The organism is Enterobacter sp. 940_PEND (assembly GCF_001059415.1).
Lineage (GTDB): Bacteria > Pseudomonadota > Gammaproteobacteria > Enterobacterales > Enterobacteriaceae > Enterobacter > Enterobacter cloacae_M.
The window spans coordinates 25,373-49,718 of sequence record NZ_JUMS01000002.1 but is presented as its reverse complement, the minus strand read 5'-3'; the positions used below and the strand labels follow the sequence as shown (position 1 = coordinate 49,718).

The window sequence follows — 24,346 nt, the reverse complement described above, 5'->3', positions numbered from 1 at the left end:
TCGCCCCGGCCTGCAGGAAACGCCTCAGCGATTTACAGCCGGACCAGGGTATCCCTGTAAGTCATCTATTTTCCGGAAGCAAGATCCATCGCTTCGGGTAGAGAAATTACTGTGGTTCCCTCTCCCAAAGGGAGAGGGAATGGTCGGAAGGCAGAATTAAATCGAGGTACGGCGATAGCTACGGTATTCAGGTTTCCAGAAGTTGTCGTCGATGGCCTGCTGCAGCGCGTCCGCAGAGGTTTTCACCGCCACGCCCTGCTGCTGCGCCATTTTACCCACCGCAAACGCGATAGCGCGCGACACCTTGTGAATGTCTTTCAGCTCCGGCAGCACCAGCCCTTCACCGTTGTTGACCAGCGGCGAGTAGCCCGCGAGTGTTTCGCTCGCCGACATCAGCATCTCATCGGTAATGCGGGACGCGCCGGAGGCGATCACGCCCAGACCAATGCCCGGGAAGATATAGGAGTTGTTGCACTGGGCGATCGGATAGGTTTTATCCTTCCACACCACCGGGTCGAACGGGCTGCCGGTGGCGACCAGCGCGTTACCTTCGGTCCAGGCGATGATGTCCTGCGGCGTCGCTTCCACGCGGGAGGTCGGGTTGGAAAGCGGCATCACGATAGGGCGCTCGCAGTGCTTGTGCATCTCGCGAATGATCTCTTCGGTGAAGAGGCCGGTTTGCCCGGAAACGCCGATCAGAATATCCGGCTTCACGTTGCGCACTACGTCCAGCAGGGAAAGGACTTCGTTGTCGGTATCCCAGTTTTTCAGGTTCTCGCGCTTCTGCACCAGCTTGTTCTGGAACGGCAGCAGGTTCGGCATAGCGTCGGTCAGCAGGCCGAAACGATCAACCATAAAGACGCGGGAGCGGGCCAGCTCTTCGCTTAAGCCTTCGCGCTGCGTCTGGGCGATGATCTGCTCGGCGATGCCACAGCCCGCAGAGCCTGCGCCCAGGAAGACGATTTTCTGGTAGCTCAGCTGGCTGCCGGCTGCGCGGCTGGCGGCGATAAGCGTACCCACGGTCACGGCTGCGGTGCCCTGGATGTCGTCGTTAAAAGAGCAGATCTCATCGCGATAGCGGTTCAGCAGCGGCATCGCGTTTTTCTGCGCGAAGTCTTCAAACTGCAGCAGAACGTCCGGCCAGCGGTGCTTCACGGCCTGGATGAAGTCGTCGACAAACTGATAGTACTCGTCGTCGGTAATGCGCGGATGGCGCCAGCCCATATAGAGCGGATCGTTGAGCAGCTGCTGGTTGTTGGTCCCGACGTCCAGCACCACCGGCAGGGTATACGCCGGGCTGATGCCGCCGCAGGCGGTGTAGAGAGAGAGCTTACCGATTGGGATCCCCATCCCGCCAATGCCCTGGTCGCCGAGGCCGAGAATACGTTCGCCGTCGGTCACCACAATCACTTTGATATTGTGGTTCGGCACGTTCTGCAGAATATCGTCCATGTTGTGGCGGTTCTGATAGGAGATGAAAACTCCGCGTGAACGACGGTAGATCTCTGAGAAACGCTCGCAGGCCGCACCCACCGTCGGGGTGTAGATCACCGGCATCATCTCTTCGAGATGGTTCTGCACCAGGCGATAGAAGAGGGTTTCATTGGTGTCCTGAATGTTACGCAGGTAGATGTGCTTGTCGATTTCGGTTTTGAAACCCTGATACTGGATCCACGCGCGCTCCGCCTGTTCTTCAATGGTTTCAACCACTTCGGGCAGTAAACCCAGCAGGTTAAAGCTGCTGCGCTCTTCCATGCTGAAGGCGCTGCCTTTGTTGAGCAGGGGGAATTCGAGTAAAACCGGTCCGGCGTATGGGATGTATAAGGAACGATGTTTTTTCAGTTTGTTGTCCATGTCACTCACTCTTTTTATGAAGATCCGTCCCTGACACTGCTGTTTGTCATCTTTCTGGCCTGTGCGATGGGGTGCGGTCAGGCGGTATTATAAAGGAGCTAAATATTAATTACCGCAACACATAAACAAAAACACCATCGGGATTACCGATGGTGTTCTGGATCTCAGTCTGGAACTTACTTGCCGGCGTGGCGTTTTCTGCCGGTGGCGTGCGTGACCTGCGTTTCGTGGTCGCCTTCAATCACCACTTTACGCTGATTTGAAAGCTTGTAGTTCAGTCCCAGAATATGGCGTGCCTGACGGTTCGATTTCATGTTAACTCCTCAATCCTGTTGATAGTTTTAAGGACCAGTTTGCTTACGCAAACGAAATGTAACCCCTTAGGTTGCAGATCCAGCTTAGCAGGTTTTTACAAGGGTGCGTTTTGCCCGCTGACGACGTAGTTAATAGTCTGCTGGTAGATGTCACTGAGGATGTCATTATCCGTGGATTCCACCCATTTGGTTAGTTCCATCAAAATGTCATCTTCAGTCACAGCACCGTGCTCGGCGTGAAGACCCTGCGCAATCGCGTTAACGAGTTCAGGTTGTGCTGCTGCGGTATTAGCCGGGTAATAAGTAAACATGCTGCCTCCGTGTCGTTGTCTGTTTAATGGTACGGCTCGCAAAAAATTTAATTCATAAACAGAATGGCAAATATTTTCCCGGTTGTGGTTCAGATTCATCTTAGAAATAAAAATGACATAAGTGCATGCTTTTATGCACTTTTAAAAGATGTGGCTATATCGACGGGTAACGGCGGGGATATTTTGGCGGGGCTCCTGCTATCGCGGAAATATAGCAGGAGCCGTTTTTAAATTACCACTTCATTTCGCCAGTATTCACTTTGGCGCTTAATTCCAGCGAGCTTTCATCAGCCAGGCCCGGATACTGTTTTTTCAGGGTATTGATAACGCCTGCGGAATCTTTATGCGCGGCTAAAGCCTTTTCAAAGCGCTGCAGATAGTCGCGGGTAAAATCAATCGCGCCAGTGCCCGCTGGTGGGGTGCCCAGGTAGTGGCCCGGGATCACGCGCTCGGGTTTGTGCGCGGCCATATGCTCCAGCGTTTCCTGCCACTGCTTGCGGCTTTCCGGCGTCTGGGTGTCTGCCGTCCAGACGTGAATGCCCCAGGCTACCCCGGTGCCGCCGAGGATCGTTTTTGCTGAGGGGATCCACACATAGGCCGCGTAGCTGTCTGACTGCTCGATATCGACCTTTTCCCCGTCAACCATGAACGTGGTGGAGGCAAGAACCTGCGGGACAACCAGCTCCGTTGGCGCGCCGTCCTTCATCTGCGGCCCCCAGAAGGCGAGCTTGGCATCTTTGGTGGCTTTAATATGGTCAACCACATGCTGCGTGGCCACCACTTTGGCATTCGGGAAGGCTTTGACCAGCGGCTGCAGGCCAAAATAGAAATCCGGATCGCCGGAGGTGATCACAATCTTATTCAGGGTTTTACCGCTGCGGCGGATTTTTTCTACCAGCGCTTCGCCATCCTTCACGCTGAACTGCGCGTCAAACAGCACCGCCTCTTTCGGGCCGGAAACCAGCGTGGAGGAGACCGGGAAAATGCCTTTTTCCTGCGGGTTCCAGGTATCAATGGTTAACGGCGCGGCAAAAACCGCCGGCGTGAAAAGAGTGGATAGCAGGGCAATATGAGTGAGTTTCATGCTGTTGTCTCAGTTGTTCAGGAATGTGTCTATTGTACGGATATTCGCATTTGCCAGAATTCCTGAAACAAGACATGCTTAGTTTCATAAATCGAGCAGATGGAGCTTTTATGGATCGCGTTATTGCCGCTCAGGTCTACAACCGGATATGCGAGCTGGGAAGTTTGAGCGCGGCGGCGCGCGCGCTGGGCATTTCCCGGCCGATGGTGAGCCGCTACCTGGAACAAATGGAGAAGTGGGCGGGTACGCGGCTGGTAAACCGCTCCACGCGCAAGCTGACGCTGACCGCGGCAGGGGAAAAGGTGCTGCAAAAAACGCGGACGCTCTCGCAGATTTCGCAGGAAATCGAGGGCCAGTCGGAGAAAGATCTGCCCTCCGGCACGCTGCGGGTGGCCTGCGCCCATTTTACCGCCATGCACCTGATTGCGCCGGTCCTGCCTGAGCTGCTCTCGCGCTACCCGCAGCTGCGCATTGAGCTGGACGTGAACAACCACCCGGTCAGCCTGGTGGGAGAGCGCATTGATGTCGCCGTGCGCATTACCGACAACCCCGAACCCGGCATGATTGCCCGCCCGCTGGGGGAATGTCGCTCGGTGCTCTGCGCCTCGCCGGCGTATCTGGCACAGCACGGTATCCCCGTCAGCCCTGAAGAATTAGCGCAGCACAACTGTCTGCACTACAGCTTTTTTGCCGGGCAGTCCTGGCACTTTCTGACGCCGGAAGGGGAAAGCCTGAGCGTGGCCGTCAGCGGCAACCTGAGCGCCAGCATCTCTTCGCTGTTGATGGACGCGGCGATCAAGCACTGCGGTATTGCCATGCTGCCGGAGCGCGAAGCGTCTGCCGCGCTGGAACAGGGATTACTGGTGCCGGTGCTGGAGGCGCTTGAGCCGAAACCGCTTGCCATCCATGGCATTTATCAGTCCCGGGAATACCAGCCTGCCGCGCTGCGCGTGTTCCTTGACGAACTGTCGCGCTACCTGGCATAAGAGGGCATTACTTCGCCTTTAGCCAGGGAGACGTCGTGCTCCAGAAAATAATATCGGCACCGAGATAACTTTCGCCGAAGCGGACAAATTCCGCTTTGGTGAACGGTTTTCCGGTCTGAGGATTCTTATAGGTCAGGGTCGGTTCCTGAACCGCCATGGCGATGAGCGGCAGCGTCTGTTTATTTTTATGGAAGAAGGGATAGGCATTCTTCATGTGTGCCTTGCGGTTGGGAACAATGTCCGGCCCACCCAGGCCGATATTGTTGGCGCTGGCATACGCAAACAGTCGCCCCATGTAGTTGTGGTCATTATCCCATTCGCACGGCCAGAAGTTCACGTACTGCACCACGCGTGATTTCTGAAAAGCCTTTCGCGCAAAGGCCAGGTTTTCCATTTCACCCGCGAAATAGCTGTCGCAGGTAAATCCGGCGGGCGGATTTTTTTCGTCGATATCAATGGCGGTTTCGGGCAGGTTTACCCCATACACCTTTCCATCAAAGCGTTTCGCGAGGGCGGCCAGCAGCGCCTGGTAGCGCTGGCGCACGGCAGGATCCCACTGACGCGCCACCCACCCTGAACCGACCGGCTTGCCTTCGCCGGGGTTATCGAACTGCGGCGCAATCCCGCCACCGTACTGCGTGTCGTGCATCAGATAGTCCGGAACGTAGCGGGCGTCCGGCTCAAAGAAACGATCCTGGATTTGAATAAAGAGCTTTTTTCCGGCGGCCTTAACGCGCGCCAGATCCTGTTCAATCCGCGAGAAGTCATAGCTGTCCTTCTCGGGTTCCAGCAGGCGCCAGTTGTAAACGATCTGCACGCCGCCGATATCGCTTCGCGCAACGAGCGGAAACGCCGCGTCGAGATCGCCCGAGCTGGTATAAATAAAGTTCTCCGGCGTTTTCGCCAGTGAAGAGAGCGACAGAGCCAGCGTGGTGACGGCAACGGCCATCCTGATTTTTAGCGCCATATCATTATCCTTTTTGTCGGTACAGCAGGTGAAAGTCCCGGAATTGTCTGTGTTCCAGGGTGGGGCAGATGCGTAGTCTATACTTAACCCTTTGTAAGCCAAAAGGAGAGCAAGAATGACTATTCATAAGCACGGTTCGGCACACTGGTCTGGCGACATTAAGCGCGGAAAAGGAACGGTTTCCACCGAGAGCGGCGTTCTCAATCAGCAGCCTTATGGTTTCAATACCCGCTTTGAGGGCGAAAAGGGGACCAACCCCGAAGAGCTGATTGGCGCGGCACATGCGGCCTGCTTCTCAATGGCGCTGTCGCTGATGCTCGGCGAAGCGGGCTATACCGCCGATTCCATTGATACCACGGCGGACGTCTCTCTGGATAAAACCGACGGCGGCTTTGCCATCACTAAGGTTGCCCTGAAAAGCAAGGTGACCGTTCCAGGCATCGCCCCGCAGCAGTTCGACGGCATTATTCAGAAAGCAAAAGCGGGCTGTCCGGTCTCGCAGCTCCTGAAAGCTGAGATTACGCTGGACTATAAGCTTAATTAAGCCGCAGCCGGGTTTGCGCCCGGCTACCCCTTCAGCGCGGCGGGGAACACCTCCGCCAGCCAGGCGATAAACACCTTCAGCCTGTGCGTCAAATGCCGGTTCTGCGGGTAAACCACATGAAACGGATACGCGGCAGGGTGCCAGCCGCCCAGGATCGCCGCCAGCGTTCCCGCCTGCAAATACGCCTTTGCCGAATACTCAAAGGTTTGAACGATCCCCAGCCCCGCCGCGGCAGCCGCCAGATGGGCATTACTTTCATTGACGCCGAGATAGTGCGGAATGTTGATTTCCAGCGCCTCGCCGTTCTGCCGGAAGCGAAACGGAAACGGCCGTCCGGTGACGGGCGAGAGATAGCTAATCAGCTTGTGGCCGTTGCACAGCTCCTGCGGATAGGCCGGGACGCCGTGATTTTTCAGGTAACCCGGCGTCGCGCAGGTGACCATTTCGGCGTTACCGAGATGACGGGCGATGAGGGTTGAGTCGTCCAGCGGACCGCCGCGGATCACGCAGTCTACGTTACCGCTGATGAGATCGACCGGCCGGTCGGCCACGCCAAGGTCGATGCGGATCTCAGGGTAGCGCTGCATAAATTCCGGAAGCAGGGGAATGAGCACGTCCCGGGCGGTGGAGCCGCCCACGTCAACCCGCAAATGCCCTTTTGGCGTCGCGCGGGAAACGCGAAACGAGGTGTCGATATCTTCGATATCAATCAGCACCCTGAGCGCTTTTTCATAATATTCCATCCCTTCAGGCGTCGCGACCACCCGGCGAGTGGTCCGGTGCAGAAGGCGTATCTCCAGGTGCGACTCAAGCGATTTGACCAGCTTGCTCAGCGTGGCGATCGGCATATTCAGCGAGTCCGCCGCGCGGGTAAAGCTGCCGGACTCCACGACCCGCGTAAAGGCGCGCATCGCCATGAGCTGGTCCATGATGACCTCTGATTATTTCTGTATGTGAATAGTCATTTTCATTTTTGCCTGTTTTTCACTAATGCCGCAAGGGCTAAAGTTTGTTCAACGCGAGCGAAAGCGCGCACCACAAACCCAACAAAAGGTAAATGACATGAACACGACTCTCTCAGGAAAAATCGCACTGGTCACCGGCGGCAGCACCGGTATTGGTCTTGCCACGGCGCAGGAGCTGGCGGCGCAGGGCGCGAAGGTGTACATCACCGGTCGTCGTCAGGCCGAACTGGACGCCGCGGTAGCAGAAATTGCTTCTGACGCCGTGGGCATTCGCGCGGACGTTTCAAAGCTTGCCGATCTGGATGAGGTTTATGCCCGGATAGCCAAAGATGAAGGCCGTCTTGATATCCTGTTCGCCAATGCCGGTGGCGGCGATATGCTGCCGCTGGGCGCGATCACCGAAGAGCAGTTTGACCGGATTTTTGGCACCAACGTCCGCGGAGTGCTGTTCACGGTGCAGAAGGCGCTGCCGCTGCTCTCCGCCGGATCGTCGATTATTCTGACCGGCTCGACGGTCTCCGTTAAAGGGACGGCCAACTTCAGCGTCTACAGCGCCAGCAAGGCCGCCGTGCGCAACTTTGCCCGCTCCTGGGCGCTGGATTTGCAGGGCCGCGGGATCCGCGTCAACGTGGTGAGCCCGGGCCCGATCAAAACGCCAGGTCTCGGCGATCTGGTGCCGGAAGAACACCGTCAGGGGCTGTACGACGCGCTGGCCGCCCAGGTACCGCTGGGGCGTTTAGGCGCGCCGGGCGAGGTGGGTAAAGCGGTGGCGTTTCTGGCCTCCGACGCGGCCAGCTTTATTAACGCCATCGAGCTGTTTGTGGACGGCGGAATGGCGCAAATCTAATCCAGACTGCGCCAGCAGCGGACGTTACGGCCCTCGCGTGAGGGCTGTAGCGGCTGGGGACGTTCACACCCCTGCGTTGCCATCGGACAACGGTCGCGGAAAAAACAGCCCTCGGGCAGGTGACGGTTGCCGGGAAGCTCCGTTTTGCGTAACGCCAGATTTTCATCCAGCGGTTCACCGGTGCGGGGAACCGAGTCGAGCAGCAGACGGGTATAGGGATGGCGCGACTCGCCAAGCACCTGCGCGGCGCTGCCCAGCTCCACAATCTGCCCGAGGTACATCACCGCCACCCGGTCGCTCATGTGCCTGACCACCGAGACGTTATGCGAGATTAACACGTAGGTCAGATTACGCTGCTGTTGCAGGTTCACCAGCAGGTTGAGGATTTGCGCCTGCACGGAGATATCCAGCGCGCTGGTGGGTTCATCAAGCACGATAATATCGGGATCGGACGAGAGCGCCCGGGCGATGGCGATGCGCTGGCGCTGCCCGCCGGAGAAGGCGTGCGGAAGCCTGTCGAGGTATTCCGGGCGAATGCCCACCTGCAGCGCCAGATCCTCCGCCAGCTGACGGCGCTCGCGCTCGCTGCTGCGTTTTTGCACCCACACCGGCTCGGTGATGATGCGCCAGACCGGCAATCGCGGGTCGAGCGACGAGAGCGGATCCTGAAACACCATCTGCATGCCGCCTGCGTGGTGAGCCCGCTGGCACGCGCCGGCGCTGGGCTTAAGCATGCCCATCAGCAGCTGGGCCAGCGTGCTTTTCCCGCAGCCGGATTCACCGACAATGCCCAGCGTTTCCCCCCGGCGGATCTGCAGATCGAGCCCATTGAGGGCATGGACCTGTTCCGTCACGCGGCCCAGCCAGTTTTTGCGCGCCGCAAAGTTCACGTGCACGCTATCCAGTTCCAGCAGTACATCAGACATGGTGTTTCTCCCGTTGTGGATACCAGCAGGCAGCCTGATGGCCCTCTGCACCGTTGGGCTGTAAGCGCGGCGTTTCGCTGCATTTCGCCCCGGCGGCAAAGCAGCGCTCGCGGAAAGCGCATCCCTGCGGAAGCTGGCTGAGGTTGGGCACCGTGCCGGGGATGGCGGGAAGCAGGTCGCGCGGCTGGCCGTTTTCCGGCGCGCACCGCAGAAGGCCGATGGAGTAGGGATGCACGGGTCGGTGGATCAGCGTTTGCGTGGCACCGCTCTCGATCACGCTCCCGGCATACATCACGTACATCCTGTCGCAGAGCTGCGACACCACGGCCATATCGTGGCTGATAAACAACACCGAGGTCCCGCTGGCCCGCGCCTTGTGCTTCAGCAGGCGCAGCACCTGGAGCTGGACGGTAACGTCCAGCGCGGTGGTCGGCTCGTCGGCGATGATCAACTCCGGCTCGCAGGAGAAGGCAAGGGCGATCATCACCCGCTGGCGCATGCCGCCGGAGAGTTCAAACGGATAACGCTCCATGACCTGCTTCGCGTCCGGGATTTGCATCTCTTCCAGCAGGGCAATCGCCTTCTGCTGCGCCTCGCGCCGCGAAAGCGGCTGATGCTGGCGGATCACTTCCACCATCTGTTTGCCAATCCGCCGCGTCGGGTTGAGGGCGGTCATCGGCTCCTGAAAAATCATCGCCACTCGGGCACCGCGCCACTGGCGAAGCTGCTTCTCGGACGCCGTCAGGACGTTTTCGCCGAGTAACTTCACCTGTCCGTTATGAATGCGGTAGCTCCCTTCCGGCAACAGCCGCATGGCGAGCATGGCGGTCACGGATTTACCCGATCCCGACTCGCCCACCACGCCGACAATTTCGCCCCTGCCGATCTCCAGCGAGACGTGGTTCAGCGCGTGGACCTCACCGCGAAAAATCGGGAAGCTCAGGTGCAGGTCCTCAATACGTAATACCGGTTCGGTCATCACTGTTTTCCTCCCGATTTCGGATCCAGCAGATCGCGGATACCGTCGCCAAACAGGTTAAAGCCTACGGCGGTAATCAAAATTGCCGCACCGGGAAAGGCGCAGTACCACCACTGGTCCAGGACGTAATTACGGCCAACGGCCACCATCGCGCCCCATTCGGCGGTCGGCTGCTGCGCGCCCAGGCCGATAAACCCCAGCGTGGCGGCCATCAGAATGGCGCTGCCAATGTCCAGCGAAGCCTGCACAATCAGCGGCGGAAGGGCGTTGCGCAGGATATGCCAGCGGATCAAATGCCAGCGGGAGGCGCCAAACGTGCGGGCGGCCTGAACGTAGGTAAACTGGCGCACCACCAGGGTTTGCCCGCGCGCCAGGCGGACGTAAAACGGGATGCGGACAATCGCAATCGCCAGCATGGCGTTGAACAGGCTCGGCCCGAGCGCGGCGGCCAGCGCCATGGTCAGCACCAGGGAGGGAATGGAGAGCATGATATCCATCACCCGCATGATGATGGCGTCGCCGCGCCCGCCCAGCACGCCGGAAAAACAGCCCAGCAGTGAGCCAATGCCGCCCGCAATCGCCACCACCGCCAGCCCGGCGGTAATCGACTGCTGGCTGCCCGTCAGCACGCGGCTGAACAGGTCGCGTCCCACCTCATCGGTACCAAACCAGTGTTGTGCAGACGGCGCCTGCAGGCGGGCAGTCAGATCCAGCGCGTTCGGGTCATGCGGCACAATCCACGGCGAAGCCACCATCAGGAAGAGCATCGCAATCATAATGATGCCGCCAACGATCGTGAGCGGGCTTTGACGCAGCATCCAGAACAGCTTTGCCCAGTTGATGCGTTGTCCGGCGGTTTTAGCCGGGACGGGCGTTTCCTGCGTTAACATCATTCGGCACCTCCGCGCCCGATTCGCGGGTCAATCCACAGGTAAAGCAGATCGACCACCAGATTAACCAGCACGTAGGCCAGCGAAACGACGACGGCAAAGCCCATCACGGCAGGGAAATCGAGCGCCTGAATGGACGTCACCACCCAGGCGCCCATGCCCGGCCAGGCAAAGACGGTTTCGGTCAGCACGGCGCCGTAAAGCAGATCGCCCAGCGCCAGCCCGAGCACGGTAATGGACGGGATCATCGCATTCGGCAGAGCGTAGCGCAGGACGATGTACCAGCCGGGCAGTCCGCTGGCGCGCGCGGTACGGATGTAGTCCTCGCTGAGCTGCTCCAGCATCGCCGAACGGACCTGGCGCGCCACGATCCCCAGGTGAACAAACGCCAGCGTCAGCGAGGGTAAAATCAGGTGCTGAAGCGCGTTGAAAAAGACCTCACCGTTGCCCTCCAGCAGCGCGTCCAGCAGATAAAAGCCGGTGACGTGCGTCGGCGGATCGAGCCAGTCGTCCAGCCTGCCGCCGCCCGGGAGGATCTGCAGGTGCCCGTAGAACAGCACGATGACGCCCAGCCCGAGCCAGAAGGCCGGCGTGGAGATCCCGGTCATCGCCATTAAACGCACCAGGTGATCCAGCCAGCGGTTGCGGTACACCGCGGACAAAATCCCCAGAGGCACGCCGATGACCAGCGCCAGCAGCAGAGAACAAAAGGCCAGCTCCAGCGTGGCAGGGAAAAAGGCCTTCAGGTCTTCCGCGACCGGGCGTCCGGTACGGATGGACGTGCCTAAATCACCGTGGGCCAGAGCGTCCACGTAGCGGCCAAACTGTATATACAGGGGCTGGTCCAGCCCTAGCTGCTGGCGGATGTTCTGCACGATTTCGTCGCTGGCGCGGTCGCCAGCCAGCAGACGGGCCGGATCGCCGGGGATCAGGTGTGAAATAATAAAGGTGATAATACAGACACCGGCCACCACCAGGATTAACCCCCAGCAGCGCTGGCGCACTATGCTCCAGAACGTCATACGCTTTCCCCCGGCGAGAACCGTTATTTGCTCATGGTGGCGATGTTGAACACCTGCTCGAGCATCGGATTAAAGGTGAAGCCTTTGACCTCTTTGTTCATCGCCAGCTGGTAGTTTTTCTGGAACAGATAAACGTAGGCCGCCTCGTCGATAACCACCTTCTGTGCCTGCTGGTAATCTTTGGTGCGTTCTGCCTGGTCGGTGGTTTTCAGCGCGGCCTGCAGCAGGGAATCGACCTCTTTGTTCTCATAGAACGAGCGGTTGCCCGGCAGCCCTTTTTTGTCCGATTCGAACCAGTAGTTCATGAACATGTACGGGTCGGCAAAGTCCGGGCTCCAGTTGCCGATGGCAATGTCGTAATCGCCTTTTCCGACGCGGTCGCGCATGGTCGCATTGGCCAGTTTTTCCAGCTTGACGTTAATGCCGATCTTGCCGAGGCTGGCCTGAGTGGAGAGGGCGATAGGCTCCCAGTTCGGATCGTTGTCCGAGTAGAGGAAGGTCAGGCTGGCGGGTTTGTCTTTGACCTTCTCCAGCGCCGCTTTGGCTTTGGCCTCGTCAAAGCTGTACTGCATTGCCGTGGCGTCAAAGCCCCACATGCCTTCCGGGATCGGGCCGCGCATCTGCTTGCCGTTGCCGCTCAGAATGCCTTTCACCATCCCCTGGTAATCCGTCGCCCAGGAGATGGCCCGGCGTAAATCCACCTGATTGAGCGGCGCTTTACCGTTGTTGAGATAGAGGTAAGTCACGCGCAGGGACGGGTATTCCGCGACGGCGACTTTACCTTCCTGCTTCAGCACTGCGAGCTGATCGACCGGCAGGGAGTCGGCAATGTCCAGATCGCCGCGGGAAAGCTGCAGTCGGCGCGAGGCGCTCTCACCGATAATTTTCACCGATACGCGCTTAAAGTGCGGCTTTTCACCCTGCCAGTGAGGGTTAGGGATCAGAATAAGCTGCTGGCCTTTCTGCCAGCTTTTCAGCATAAACGGCCCGGAACCGGCGGTGTTTTGCGCCAGAAAACCGCGCGCATCGTCCGCCGCATTGGCCTTCAGCACCGCCGGGTTAATGATTGACGCCCCGTCGTTTGCCAGGGTGTAGAGGAAAGGCGCGAACGGCTGGCTGAGGGTGAACTTCACCGTATGGTCATCGACGGCATCTATTTTCAGATCTTTCGGGAAGGCTTCAGACGGCCCCTGGCCGAGCTTCAGCAGGCGCTCAAAGGAGAGTTTTACCGCCTCGGCGGTAACCGGCGTGCCGTCGGAAAATTTCGCGTTATCCGCCAGGGTAAAGGTCCACTCTTTCTGGTCTTCAGACGCCTTCCAGCCCGTCGATAGATCGCCTTCCACCTCGGTAGAGCCCGGCTTGTACTTGACTAGACGCTGGTAGGACGGATAGGTAACGGTCCAGTCGTTGTTATCAATGGTGATGGCAGGATCGAGCGTTTGCGGGTCGGCGGCTTTACCGATCGCCAGCATGTCTTTCGGAACGGCAGCCAGCGCCAGCGGGGCGCTCAGGGCCAGCGTGGCGGCGATCAGGGTCGAAACAAGCGATGTTTTCATGGCAGTGCTCCAGGTTTAAAGAGAAGTGTGCGTCAGGGGAAAACAGGCAAAACGGTCGTCAAGCAGCGGGTAGCTGGCGGCGTTCGGCAGTTCGAAGTGCCACCATTCGCTGCTGATACCGACAAAACCACCGCCGAACATGATGGCGTTCAACAGCAGACGGTTGCGCTGGGCGTGCGGCGGCACGGAAGGGTGATACGGATGCGAGCGGTCGTGCATTTCGTCAAAACCGGCACCCATATCCAGCACGGCGTTATGTTCATCCATCAGGGTGACGTCGATGGCCGTACCGCGGCTGTGATTGGAGCCAATCGCCACGTCGACCACGTATTCCGGGTTCGGGCAGGCATCCCACAGCTGGGCCTGCGCCTGCTGCGGCCGATAGGCGTCGTACACCACCAGCTTCAGCCCGGCCAGCGAGGCAATGCTGATGGCTTTTGCCAGCGCGGTGGCCGCGTCGGTATGCAGCAGGCACAGCGCCTCCTGATAGATCGGACGGCCGGTGATGTTGTCGGCGGTGGCGTACTTCAGATCGATATGCAGCGTGGGAAACGTCTTCGCCACATCAATCAGTTCACTCTCTTCGGGCATAGCTCCGCTCCTTTAGCGTTCGAATTGACCAAACTCTTGTTGTAATTGTCGGTTGACCGCCAGACGCGCCGGGAGCGCATCACCCAGCGCTTCCACCACGCCCGACAGCAGCAGGTTGAACAGACAGCTCACGGGGGCAAGCGAATCCCAGAAGTGACCGGTATCGGTTTTCACCTGCAGTAAATCAATCGGGTAATCCCGCGCCCACGGGCACCAGATGTCGGTGATTAAGGCCAGCGGAATGCCTTTCTCGCTGGCGACGCGGCAGTACTGGCGGGCCATCGTGGAGTAGGTGCGCGTATCGGTCAGCACGACGTACGGATGCGAAAAACCCGAGTTGAGGGATTCCACCCAGCTGCCGGAAGCCCCCTCCGAATAGCTCACGCGCGGGCGGAGGTATTCAAGGTGGCTGAAGAAGGCGTTGGCAATCCCGCGCGTGGACTGGATCCCCAGCACAAACACCGCGTCGGCGTGGGCGAGGTTGTGCACCACCTGACGAAAGGCGTCCGTTTGCGCCATCTGGTACACCTGCGTGATGGCATCCACTTCCAGCGACAGGGCGTGCTGAAGGCGGCTGGAAAGGGGGCGCTGCTGCTGCCAGGAGTCCAGCCGCTCGTTCATGCCCCAGGGCTGATACGGATCGCGCAGGCTCTTTTTGGCATCCTCCAGGTTGCGATACCCCAGCTTGCGCAGGAAGCGTCCGACGGTAATTCCGCTGGTCCCGCTCGCCTGACCGATGCTCTCCGCCGTTTCAAACGGGATTTGCGCGGCGTGCGCCAGCAGCCAGCTTCCGACCCGCTTTTCGCTGGGCGTGAGCTGGCTGAACGTCGCTTCGATACGGCTCAACATCTCAGGTTTCGTCGTCATACCGCCTCGCTGTTAACAGGCTGTCAAAGGCCGAATTTTTGTTACCGGGTTAACAATGCATGACGCGTGCCAGGTTCACAGGGCGGGTGAAACCCGCTGTGCAGTAAACTTCATGCAATATTTGTTTAACCAATGATCAACATTTGTGCAGCGTAGTTCACTTTTGGTGCACTGGCTGAGCGGGCAGGTATGAATTTGGTGAATACGTCAGTCCGTTCACATTTTTGATAAGATAGATGTACTGTGAATATAAAAGGGATCCCGGCATGGCAAATTTGCCCTGGCGAGTCAGCGTGCGCCTGATGGCGCTTGCAAAGAAAATAGGGATGGTCGTTGGGATCGTACTGGTCGTCCTGCTGGCCGTTCGGGTCTATCTCTCGCAGCAGGGACCGGAACTGCACCTCTGGCATACCTGGCGGGCCGATGAGATGTCCGTGCGCGAGATGGATAACGCCGATTTTGCCCGGTATATCGCCCGGGAAAACGCCATTTTCGCCGATCTTGATAATGCGGTGACGGCGAAAACAGAGGGCGAGGAACGCACGCCGTTAAACCGCTATTATCGCCAGAGCCTGGTGTGGCCGGGACAGTTTACGCCCGATGCCAACCGCTCCTTTGTGCTGATGCCTGCCGGAAAGCCGCGCGGCGCGGTGGTGCTGTTGCACGGTCTGACGGACTCGCCTTACAGCGTCAGGCGCCTTGCGGTGAACTATCAACAGCACGGCTTTGTGGCCGTGGTCCCGCGCCTGCCCGGGCACGGCACCGCGCCCGGCGCGCTGACGGACGTCGACTGGGAAATGTGGCTCGCGGCGACGCGTCTTGCGGTGCGGGAGGCCACGCGTCTGGCGGGCGAGGCTGCGCCTTTGCATCTGGTGGGTTACTCCAACGGCGGGGCGCTGGCGATGAAATATGCCCTCGATGCGCTGGACGCGCCTTCGCTGCGTAAACCGCAGCAGGTGATACTCCTCTCACCTATGATTGGCGTGACGGCCTTTGCGCGGTTTGCCGGTTTCGCCGGGTTACCGGCGCTGCTGCCGGCGTTTGCCAAAGCGGCGTGGCTGAATATCTCTCCGGAATATAACCCGTACAAATATAACTCGTTCCCGGTCAACGCCGCCCGCCAGTCATGGCTTCTGACGAAGGCCCTGCAGGAGCAAATCGGCCGCGAGGCGCGGGAGAACAGGCTGGCGAATTTGCCGCCGATCCTGGCGTTCCAGTCGGTCATGGATTCCACGGTCAGCACCCGCGCGGTGGTGACCGGCCTGTTTGACCAGCTTCCGGCAAACGGCAGCGAGCTGGTGATGTTTGACATCAACCAGGCGGCGAGCTTCCGCCCGCTGTTCAAACCGTCGTCGTGGACGGCAACTTCGGCACTGCTGCCGGTTGCGCAGAGGCGTTACGGTGTCACGATTATTACCAATGCCAGCGAGCACAGTTTCTCGACGGTGGCGAAGATCACTCCGGCAGGCAGCACCCGGGAGACGGTCGTGCCGCTGGCGCAGGCCTGGCCGCAGGATGTCTATTCCCTGTCGCATATTGCGGTGCCGTTCCCGCCGGATGACGATCTCTATGGCCGTGAGCCTGGGGTGAAAAACCGCTACGGCATCAGCCTGGGGACGATTGCGCTCTGGGGCGAAACCTCCGTGTTGAGCGTCGGAAAAGAGGCGCTGATGCGGGTTACCTCGAATCCGTTCTACGACTATATGCAGGAGAGGATCGACAGCCGAATTGGCAACGGTGAAAAGTAACGTTCCCCTGTGGTGTGAATATGTTAGGTCGCATTGATTAAGTATGTTAAATAGTAGCTTCAAGGCACCTCACTTTCTCATCGGAACCCATTTTTGTGCTGACGACTCTGATTTACCGAAGCCAGTTGAATTTATCCCGCCCCTCCACCGAGCTGCGGGAACTGGTGGAGCGCGCCCGGATCCGCAATGCCAGTCTGAATATCACCGGGGTTCTGCTCGCAAAAGGTAGCGACGTGCTGCAAATACTCGAAGGGTCGGAAGAGAGCGTGCTTAAGCTGTTCCATAAAATCCGTGACGACAAGCGGCACAGTGGAGTGGTTGAGCTGATGCGGGACTATGGCCCGCGCAGGCGCTTCGAAAACGTCGGTATGCTGCTGTTCGATCTGCAGACGCAGTCACCGAAAGAGGTGCTGCAGTCGGTTCTGAATTACAGCAAGCTGGAAAGCTATCTCACATCCGATGACCGGGTGTTCAAATTTATCCAGACGTTTATCACAGGCAAACGTCCGGCCCTGTCGGGTGCACGCTACGTACCTGAAAAATGGACGCTTTCATCCGAGGCGTTGCCCTTTGGCGAACACCTGGGGCTGATGGCCAACCAAACCTGTCAGTTTGCGCTCCAGCCCATCGTTGAGCCCTCGGAAGGGAAGATCAGTTCGCTTGAAGCCCTTATTCGCGGCAACGAAGGCGGCAGCCCGGAGCATTTCTTCAGCGCCCTTGACCCGGACAAAATCTACGAAGTCGATCTCCAGACGAAAGCGTATGCCTTTGCTCTCGCGGAAAAGCTGGGCATTGGCAGCCATAAGATTGCGGTAAACCTGCTGCCGATGTCGCTGGTGAATGTCCCCAACGCCGTGGAATTTTTGGTCAGCGAGATAAAAAAACATGGCCTTCAGCCGGAGCAGGTGGTCATTGAAGTGACGGAAAACGAGATGATCTCCGGCTTCAACCAGTTTAATAGCGCCATCAAGCAGCTTCGCGGTGAGGGGATTGGCCTGGCGATCGATGATTTCGGCTCCGGCTATGCCGGTCTTTCGCTGCTGACCCGCTTCCAGCCGGATAAAATTAAGATCGACCGGGAGATAGTCAGCGATATCCACCTCAGCGGCCCGAAGCAGGCGATTGTGCGCTCCATCGTCAGCTGTTGCTCCGATCTTGAAATTACCCTGGTGGCGGAAGGGATCGAGAAGATAGAGGAGTGGTGCTGGCTCGAGTCTGCCGGGATCCGCCGCTTCCAGGGCTTTCTGTTTGCCCGCCCGCAGCTTAATGGCGTCGGTGATATTCACTGGCCGCATCTGGTGCGTTAGCCAATTTTCCTCCCGCGTTATTTCCCCTTCGCACTGCCTGTGCTTAAATAGCTAAAACGGTTTAACATTGTTTAGCTACGAGGAAAGCATGAAAAAAATCTGGGTACTTGGCGATGCGGTAGTGGATTTGCTGCCCGATGGAGAAGGCAGATTGCTGCAGTGTCCCGGCGGCGCACCGGCAAACGTTGCGGTCGGTATTGCCCGGCTGGGCGGCCAGAGCGCCTTTATCGGCAGGGTTGGCGACGATCCCTTCGGGCGCTTTATGGCGAAAACGCTCGCTGACGAAAAGGTCGACGTGAAGTCTATGCGCCTTGACCCGGCGCACCGCACCTCAACGGTGGTGGTCGATCTCGACGACCACGGCGAACGCTCGTTTACCTTTATGGTGCGCCCGAGCGCCGATCTGTTTCTCGAATCCGCCGATCTGCCGACGTTCAGCGCCGGGGAATGGCTGCACGTCTGTTCCATCGCGTTAAGCGCAGAGCCGAGCCGTTCTGCGACGTTTGAGGCGATGGCCGCCGTTCGCGAGGCGGGCGGCTACGTCAGCTTCGACCCCAATATTCGCCCGGATCTCTGGCCGGATGAGAACGCGCTGCGCCGCTGCCTGGAGCTGGCCCTGCAGAGCGCTGACGTGGTGAAACTCTCCGTTGAAGAACTGGCGTTTCTAACCGGACATGTCGAGGTAAACGTCGGTCTGGACGCGCTGATGGCGCGCTGCCCGGCGCATCTGGTGCTGGTCACCCAGGGAAAAGAGGGGGTGATCGCCTGGCATGACGGCGCCGTGGAGCACTATCCGGCAACGCCCGTAGAGTGTGTCGATACCACCGGCGCGGGCGATGCCTTCGTGGCGGGGCTACTCTACGGGCTGGCCGCCGGGCAGGATCTGACGCCGGTCATCGCCTTAGCCCAGCGCTGCGGCGCATTAGCCACCACGGCCAAAGGGGCGATGACTGCATTGCCCTGGCAGCACGATCTGTAATTCCTTCCTCCACTGGCCGCCATCCGGCGGCCTGAATTGTCGCCTCGATCACACTTACTAAAACGGTTTAGCAAAAAAGATTGCCGATCCAAAATTCAGAGGTTTAGTATCAGCAACCTAAACCGGTTTAGCAATTTAGCACGTTTAATGACTTCTTTTAGGGATGCGACAAAATGTATAAAAAACGCAGACTTGCCGTGATGATAGGCATGCTGGCCGGAAGTACCTCTGTTTTTGCCCAAACGGATATGACAAGTATCGAAGCGCGTCTTGCCGCGATGGAGCAGCGCCTCCAGGCGGCGGAAACGCGTGCGCAGGTGGCTGAGAAACGCGCCACGGATGCGGAACAAAAAACGCAGCAGCTGGTGGCCGTGCAGCAGCAGACGCAAACGACAACCCAGGCGGTGGCGCAGCGCACCACCGCGCTGGAGAAGAAGGCGGATCAAAGCAGCGGGTTTGAGTTCCACGGCTACGCCCGTTCGGGCCTGCTGATGAACGATGCGGCCTCCAGCAGCAAAAGCGGTCCTTATCTGACCCCGGCCGGAGAAACCGGCGGCGCGGTAGGGCGTCTGGGTAACGAAGCCGACACCTACGTCGAGCTGAACCTGGAGCACAAGCAAACTCTGGATAACGGGGCCACCACGCGCTTCAAAGCGATGCTGGCCGACGGTCAGAGAACCTATAACGACTGGTCAGCCGATACCAGCGATCTCAATATTCGCCAGGCCTTCGCGGAGCTGGGCAACCTGCCTGATTTTACCGGCGCGCTGAAGGGCAGCACCTTCTGGGCGGGTAAACGCTTCGACCGCGACAACTTTGATATTCACTGGCTGGACTCCGACGTGGTGTTCCTCGCCGGTACCGGCGGCGGCGTCTACGACGTGAAATGGAACGATTCGCTGCGCAGCAACTTCTCCATCTACGGCCGCAACTTCGGCAGCGTGGAGCAGACCGACAATGACGTTCAGAACTATATCCTCAGCATGAACCACTTCGCCGGACCGTTCCAGCTGATGGTGAGCGGCCTGCGGGCGAAGGATAACGACGACCGTAAAGACACCAACGGCGATCTCATCAAAACCGACGCCGCCAATACCGGCGTTCATGCCCTGGTCGGCTTGCATAATGAGAGCTTCTACGGCGTGCGGGAAGGGACAGCCAAAACGGCGCTGCTGTACGGTCACGGGCTGGGTGCGGAAGTGAAAAGCATCGGTTCCGACGGCGCGCTGCTGTCTGAGGCGGATACCTGGCGCTTCGCAAGTTACGGTGTCACGCCTGTCGGCGGCGGCTGGAGCGTTGCGCCCGCCGTCCTGGCGCAGAGCAGTAAAGATCGCTACGTCAAGGGCGATAGCTATGAGTGGGTTACGCTCAACACCCGTCTGATTAAAGAGGTGACGCAGAACTTCGCCCTGGCGTTTGAGGGAAGCTATCAGTACATGGATTTAAATCCGGAAGGCTATAAGGACCGCAACGCCGTCAACGGCAGTTTCTACAAGCTGACCTTTGCGCCAACGTTAAAAGCGAGCAAAATCGGCGATTTCTTCAGCCGTCCGGAGCTGCGTCTGTTTGCCACCTGGATGGACTGGAGCAGCAAACTGGATCATTACGCCAGCGATGATGCCTTTGGCAGCAGCGGCTTCAACGCCGGCGGGGAATGGAACTTTGGGGTCCAGATGGAAACCTGGTTTTAACCCATCACGCTCCCGCTTTGCGGGAGCGTTTCGCACATCATAAAAAGAAGTCAGGCAGAGGTATCTATGGATTTTAATCAAATCGCCCGCGAGCTTATTCCGCTGCTCGGTGGCAAGGAAAATATCGCCAGCGCGGCGCACTGCGCAACGCGTCTTCGTCTGGTGTTGGTCGATGACGCGCTTGCCGATCAGCAGGCGATCGGCAAGGTCGACGGCGTAAAAGGCTGTTTTCGTAACGCCGGACAGATGCAGGTGATTTTTGGCACGGGCGTGGTCAACAAGGTCTACGCCGCGTTTATTCAGGCTGCGGGGATTAGCGAATCCAGTAAATCTGAGGCCGCGGATCTGGCGGCGCGCAAGCTGAACCCGTTCCAGCGCATTGCCCGTCTGCTCTCCAACATCTTTGTCCCGATCATTCCCGCGATTGTGGCCTCCGGCCTGCTGATGGGCCTGCTCGGCATGGTGAAAACCTACGGCTGGGTCAATGCGGATAACGCTCTCTACATCATGCTGGACATGTGCAGCTCCGCGGCGTTTATCATTCTGCCTATTCTGATCGGCTTTACCGCCGCGCGGGAATTTGGCGGTAACCCGTATCTCGGCGCGACGCTGGGCGGCATTCTGACGCACCCGGCGCTGACCAACGCCTGGGGCGTGGCCTCCGGATTCCACACCATGAACTTCTTCGGCCTTGAGATCGCGATGATTGGCTATCAGGGCACGGTGTTCCCGGTGCTGCTGGCCGTCTGGTTTATGAGCATCGTGGAGAAAAATCTGCGCCGCGCGATCCCGGACGCGTTAGATCTGATCCTGACGCCGTTCCTCACCGTCGTTATCTCCGGCTTTATCGCCTTGCTGATTATCGGCCCGGCGGGGCGCGCGCTGGGCGACGGCATCTCCTTTATCCTGAGCACGTTAATTGAACACGCGGGCTGGCTGGCCGGGCTGCTGTTCGGTGGGCTTTACTCGGTGATTGTGATCACCGGTATTCACCACAGCTTCCACGCGATTGAAGCCGGTCTGCTGGGCAACCCGTCGATTGGCGTGAACTTCCTGCTGCCGATCTGGGCCATGGCGAACGTGGCGCAGGGCGGCGCCTGTCTGGCGGTGTGGTTCAAAACCAAAGATGCCAAAATTAAAGCCATTACCTTACCGTCGGCGTTTTCTGCGATGCTGGGCATCACCGAAGCGGCTATTTTTGGTATCAACCTGCGCTTCGTGAAACCGTTTATCGCCGCGCTGATCGGCGGCGCGGTGGGCGGGGCCTGGGTGGTATCTGTTCATGTTTACATGACCGCCGTTGGGCTGACCGCTATTCCGGGCATGGCCATCGTGCAGGCCAGCTCGCTGCTCAACTATATTATCGGTATGGTGATTGCCTTCGGCGTGGCGTTTACCGTCTCACTGCTGCTGAAATATAAAACGGACTCTGAATAATGACGTTACCTTCCCGCTGGCCTGCGATCCTGCAGGCCGTTATGAAAGGTCAGCCGCGGGCGCTGGCGGATAGCCACTATCCGCAGTGGCACCCCGCGCCGGTGACGGGGCTGATGAACGATCCCAACGGGTTCATCTGGTTTGCCGGCCGCTACCACCTGTTCTATCAGTGGAACCCGCTGGACTGCGAGCATCGGTTTAAATGCTGGGGGCACTGGAGCTCTGCTGACCTGGTGCACTGGCAGCATGAGCCGCTGGCGCTGATGCCGGATCAAGAGTATGACCGCAACGGCTGCTACTCCGGTAGCGCCGTGGATAACCAGGGCGTCCTGACCCTGTGCTACACCGGCAACGTTAAATTTGATGACGGCAGCCGCACGGCCTGGCAGTGCCTCGCCGTGGAACAGCCGGACGGGACCTTTAAGAAGCTGGGGCCGGTGCTGGCGCTGCCGGAAGGCTACACCGGCCACGTGCGCGACCCGAAGGTGTGGCAGCACGACGGGGAGTGGTACATGGTGCTCGGCGCGCAGGATGTGCAAAAGCGCGGCAAGGTGCTGCTGTTTACCTCAGCCGATTTGCACGCCTGGACGTCCTGCGGGGAAATCGCCGGTCACGGCGTCAACGGCCTGACGGACGCGGGGTATATGTGGGAGTGTCCGGACCTGTTCGCCCTCGACGGAACGCACGTCCTGATCAGCTGTCCGCAGGGGCTGGCGCGCGAGCCGCATCGCTATCTCAACACCTATCCGGCTACCTGGATGAGCGGGGCGTTTGACTATGAAAACGCCGCATTCGATCACAGCGAGCTGCACGAGCTGGACGCGGGCTTTGAGTTTTACGCACCCCAAACGACCCTGGCGGAGGACGGACGACGCATTCTGATCGGCTGGATGGGCGTACCGGACGGGGAAGAGATGCTTCAGCCAACCCGGACACACGGCTGGATGCACCAGATGACCTGCCCGCGCGAATTACGCTATCGCGACGGCAGGCTCTGGCAGACCCCGGCTCGCGAGCTGGCGGCGCTGCGTGAAGATGAACAGCGCTGGCAGGGGCGCGCCAGCGAGGCGCCGGACCTGGACGCGACGCGCCTGGAGTTTGAGCTGAGCGCAGCGCAGGTGAATGTCGATTTTGGCGGCGCGCTGCGTCTCACGGTCGATGAGCAGGGTATACGTCTTGAACGCGCGAGCCTGAAAACCGGTGAAACGTTGACCCGCTACTGGCAGGGCGACGTCACTCATTTATGCGTTCTCTGCGACCGCTCCAGCGTTGAAATCTTCATAAACCATGGCGAAGGGGTGATGAGCAGCCGCTATTTTCCTGACCATCCGGCCCGGGTGCGATTCGAAGGTGCGTCCGATATCACATTACGCTACTGGTCGCTGCGCGCCTGCATGATAGAATGAGGGTTTTGGCAGCCGGATCTAAGTCGTTGTGAGAAAAACAAAACGCGTCACCATTAAAGACATCGCGGAGCTGGCGGGCGTGTCAAAAGCCACCGCCAGCCTGGTCCTCAACGGGCGTAGCAAAGAGCTTCGCGTGGCGGAGGAGACGCGCGAGCGCGTGCTGGCGATTGCAAAAGAGCACCACTATCAGCCCAGCATTCACGCCCGGTCGCTGCGCGATAACCGCAGCCACACCATTGGTCTGGTGGTTCCGGAGATCACCAACTACGGTTTTGCCGTGTTTTCTCACGAGCTGGAAACGCTGTGCCGCGAGGCGGGGGTTCAGCTGCTGATCTCCTGCAGCGATGAAAACCCGGGGCAGGAGACGGTGGTGGTGAACAACATGGTGGCGCGTCAGGTTGACGGACTGATTGTGGCCTCCAGCATGCTTAACGATGCGGACTACCACAAGCTGAGCGAGCAGCTGCCCGTTGTCCTGTTTGACCGCCACATCAACGACAGCGCGCTGCCGCTGGTGATCACCGACTCCATTACCCCGACGGCGGAACTGGTGGCCGACATTGCGCGCCAGCATCCTGATGAATTCTATTTTCTCGGCGGCCAGCCGCGCCTTTCTCCGACGCGCGATCGTCTGGAAGGGTTTAAGCAAGGTCTGCGAGAGGCCGGCGTGGAGCTGCGTCCCGAGTGGATCATTCACGGCAACTATCACCCGAGCTCCGGTTACGAGATGTTTGCTGAACTCTGCGCCCGTCTGGGACGTCCGCCGAAAGCGCTGTTCGCCGCCGCCTGCGGGCTGCTGGAAGGGGTGCTGCGCTATATGGGCCAGCACAACCTGCTGCAAAACGATATCAGGTTAGCCAGCTTTGACGATCACTATCTCTACGATTCGCTGACGATTCCCGTGGATACCATTCGTCAGGATAACCGCCAGCTGGCGTGGCACTGCTTTGATTTGATTAGCAAATTGATCGAAGGGGAGACGCCGCAGCCGTTGCAGCGCAAGCTCAATGCCACCCTGCAGCGACGCTATAAGCCAGCGAAATAGCCCGGTTCGATACTTCAATAACTTTAATTA

Annotated in this window: 23 protein-coding genes; 10 read left to right on the top strand and 13 right to left on the bottom strand. The window is 59.0% G+C overall.

Going from position 1 to position 24,346, the window contains the following annotated elements; all coding sequences use genetic code 11:
• Nucleotides 1-156: 156 nt before the first annotated feature.
• From ADJ24_RS00670 to ADJ24_RS00655, 4 genes are all read right to left on the bottom strand, one after another.
• Nucleotides 157-1,854, bottom strand: a complete 1,698-nt coding sequence (locus ADJ24_RS00670; protein WP_023311897.1) for an NAD-dependent malic enzyme — start codon at nt 1,852-1,854, stop codon at nt 157-159.
• A gap of 176 nt (nt 1,855-2,030) precedes the next feature.
• Nucleotides 2,031-2,168: a stationary-phase-induced ribosome-associated protein gene (sra, locus tag ADJ24_RS00665; protein ID WP_008501714.1), complete on the bottom strand. Its 138-nt coding sequence runs from the start codon at nt 2,166-2,168 to the stop codon at nt 2,031-2,033.
• A gap of 95 nt (nt 2,169-2,263) precedes the next feature.
• Nucleotides 2,264-2,479 carry a biofilm-dependent modulation protein gene (gene bdm / locus ADJ24_RS00660; RefSeq protein ID WP_013096534.1) on the bottom strand — a complete coding sequence of 72 codons (216 nt, stop codon included), beginning with the start codon at nt 2,477-2,479 and terminating at the stop codon, nt 2,264-2,266.
• A gap of 232 nt (nt 2,480-2,711) precedes the next feature.
• Nucleotides 2,712-3,563 (bottom strand): Vmh family MBL fold metallo-hydrolase, encoded by an 852-nt coding sequence (locus tag ADJ24_RS00655; RefSeq protein ID WP_023311896.1) that lies wholly within the window; start codon nt 3,561-3,563, stop codon nt 2,712-2,714.
• 110 nt (nt 3,564-3,673) lie between these two features.
• Between ADJ24_RS00655 and ADJ24_RS00650 the strand changes: the two genes are divergently transcribed.
• Nucleotides 3,674-4,549: a LysR family transcriptional regulator gene (locus ADJ24_RS00650; protein WP_023311895.1), complete on the top strand. Its 876-nt coding sequence runs from the start codon at nt 3,674-3,676 to the stop codon at nt 4,547-4,549.
• Nucleotides 4,550-4,556: 7 nt separating this feature from the next.
• Here the strand turns inward: ADJ24_RS00650 and ADJ24_RS00645 are convergent, their stop codons facing one another.
• The gene (locus ADJ24_RS00645; RefSeq protein WP_023311894.1) at nt 4,557-5,516 is read right to left on the bottom strand and encodes a hypothetical protein; all 960 of its coding nucleotides are present in this window, start codon (nt 5,514-5,516) and stop codon (nt 4,557-4,559) included.
• A gap of 115 nt (nt 5,517-5,631) precedes the next feature.
• Here ADJ24_RS00645 and ADJ24_RS00640 point away from each other — a divergent pair, with 115 nt between their 5' ends.
• Nucleotides 5,632-6,060 (top strand): OsmC family protein, encoded by a 429-nt coding sequence (locus ADJ24_RS00640; protein WP_023311893.1) that lies wholly within the window; start codon nt 5,632-5,634, stop codon nt 6,058-6,060.
• Between the two features lie 23 nt (nt 6,061-6,083).
• On the opposite strand, the gene ADJ24_RS00635 is transcribed toward ADJ24_RS00640, so the two are convergent.
• Entirely contained in the window at nt 6,084-6,989 is a 906-nt protein-coding gene (locus ADJ24_RS00635; RefSeq protein WP_023311892.1) for a LysR family transcriptional regulator, read from the bottom strand.
• Nucleotides 6,990-7,122: 133 nt separating this feature from the next.
• On the opposite strand from ADJ24_RS00635, the gene ADJ24_RS00630 reads away from it, so the two are divergent.
• Entirely contained in the window at nt 7,123-7,872 is a 750-nt protein-coding gene (locus ADJ24_RS00630) for an SDR family NAD(P)-dependent oxidoreductase (protein WP_023311891.1), read from the top strand.
• Here ADJ24_RS00630 and ADJ24_RS00625 read toward each other — a convergent pair.
• The 7 genes from ADJ24_RS00625 to ADJ24_RS00595 are packed head-to-tail and all read right to left on the bottom strand — an operon-like array spanning nt 7,869 to nt 14,703.
• Nucleotides 7,869-8,798 carry an oligopeptide/dipeptide ABC transporter ATP-binding protein gene (locus ADJ24_RS00625; RefSeq protein WP_023311890.1) on the bottom strand — a complete coding sequence of 310 codons (930 nt, stop codon included), beginning with the start codon at nt 8,796-8,798 and terminating at the stop codon, nt 7,869-7,871. The two genes, ADJ24_RS00630 and ADJ24_RS00625, sit on opposite strands and share 4 nt — an antisense overlap.
• A complete protein-coding gene (locus ADJ24_RS00620; protein WP_023311889.1) occupies nt 8,791-9,777 on the bottom strand; it encodes an ABC transporter ATP-binding protein in 987 nt (328 codons plus the stop codon). The genes ADJ24_RS00625 and ADJ24_RS00620 overlap by 8 nt, the downstream gene beginning before the upstream one ends.
• A complete protein-coding gene (gene ddpC, locus ADJ24_RS00615; protein ID WP_023311888.1) occupies nt 9,777-10,670 on the bottom strand; it encodes a D,D-dipeptide ABC transporter permease in 894 nt (297 codons plus the stop codon). Before ddpC ends, ADJ24_RS00620 begins: the two co-directional genes overlap by 1 nt.
• A complete protein-coding gene (locus ADJ24_RS00610; RefSeq protein WP_023311887.1) occupies nt 10,667-11,689 on the bottom strand; it encodes an ABC transporter permease in 1,023 nt (340 codons plus the stop codon). The genes ddpC and ADJ24_RS00610 overlap by 4 nt, the downstream gene beginning before the upstream one ends.
• 23 nt (nt 11,690-11,712) lie before the next feature.
• Nucleotides 11,713-13,245 carry an ABC transporter substrate-binding protein gene (locus ADJ24_RS00605; protein ID WP_048701792.1) on the bottom strand — a complete coding sequence of 511 codons (1,533 nt, stop codon included), beginning with the start codon at nt 13,243-13,245 and terminating at the stop codon, nt 11,713-11,715.
• A gap of 15 nt (nt 13,246-13,260) precedes the next feature.
• A complete protein-coding gene (ddpX, locus tag ADJ24_RS00600) occupies nt 13,261-13,836 on the bottom strand; it encodes a D-alanyl-D-alanine dipeptidase (protein WP_023311885.1) in 576 nt (191 codons plus the stop codon).
• A gap of 12 nt (nt 13,837-13,848) precedes the next feature.
• A complete protein-coding gene (locus tag ADJ24_RS00595; protein ID WP_023311884.1) occupies nt 13,849-14,703 on the bottom strand; it encodes a MurR/RpiR family transcriptional regulator in 855 nt (284 codons plus the stop codon).
• Nucleotides 14,704-14,969: 266 nt separating this feature from the next.
• Here ADJ24_RS00595 and ADJ24_RS00590 point away from each other — a divergent pair, with 266 nt between their 5' ends.
• The 7 genes from ADJ24_RS00590 (at nt 14,970) to ADJ24_RS00560 (ending at nt 24,316) form a co-directional block, all read left to right on the top strand.
• The gene (locus ADJ24_RS00590) at nt 14,970-16,451 is read left to right on the top strand and encodes an alpha/beta hydrolase (protein WP_023311883.1); all 1,482 of its coding nucleotides are present in this window, start codon (nt 14,970-14,972) and stop codon (nt 16,449-16,451) included.
• A gap of 95 nt (nt 16,452-16,546) precedes the next feature.
• Nucleotides 16,547-17,758 (top strand): diguanylate phosphodiesterase, encoded by a 1,212-nt coding sequence (locus tag ADJ24_RS00585; RefSeq protein WP_023311882.1) that lies wholly within the window; start codon nt 16,547-16,549, stop codon nt 17,756-17,758.
• An 88-nt stretch (nt 17,759-17,846) separates the two neighbouring features.
• Entirely contained in the window at nt 17,847-18,737 is an 891-nt protein-coding gene (locus ADJ24_RS00580; RefSeq protein ID WP_023311881.1) for an aminoimidazole riboside kinase, read from the top strand.
• A gap of 173 nt (nt 18,738-18,910) precedes the next feature.
• Nucleotides 18,911-20,428, top strand: coding sequence for a carbohydrate porin (locus ADJ24_RS00575; RefSeq protein ID WP_023311880.1), 1,518 nt, complete (start codon nt 18,911-18,913; stop codon nt 20,426-20,428).
• Nucleotides 20,429-20,494: 66 nt separating this feature from the next.
• The gene (locus ADJ24_RS00570) at nt 20,495-21,865 is read left to right on the top strand and encodes a sucrose-specific PTS transporter subunit IIBC (RefSeq protein ID WP_032656958.1); all 1,371 of its coding nucleotides are present in this window, start codon (nt 20,495-20,497) and stop codon (nt 21,863-21,865) included.
• Nucleotides 21,865-23,271 (top strand): sucrose-6-phosphate hydrolase, encoded by a 1,407-nt coding sequence (locus ADJ24_RS00565; RefSeq protein ID WP_023311878.1) that lies wholly within the window; start codon nt 21,865-21,867, stop codon nt 23,269-23,271. The genes ADJ24_RS00570 and ADJ24_RS00565 overlap by 1 nt, the downstream gene beginning before the upstream one ends.
• A gap of 28 nt (nt 23,272-23,299) precedes the next feature.
• Nucleotides 23,300-24,316, top strand: coding sequence for a LacI family DNA-binding transcriptional regulator (locus tag ADJ24_RS00560; protein WP_023311877.1), 1,017 nt, complete (start codon nt 23,300-23,302; stop codon nt 24,314-24,316).
• The last annotated feature ends 30 nt before the right edge of the window (nt 24,317-24,346 follow it).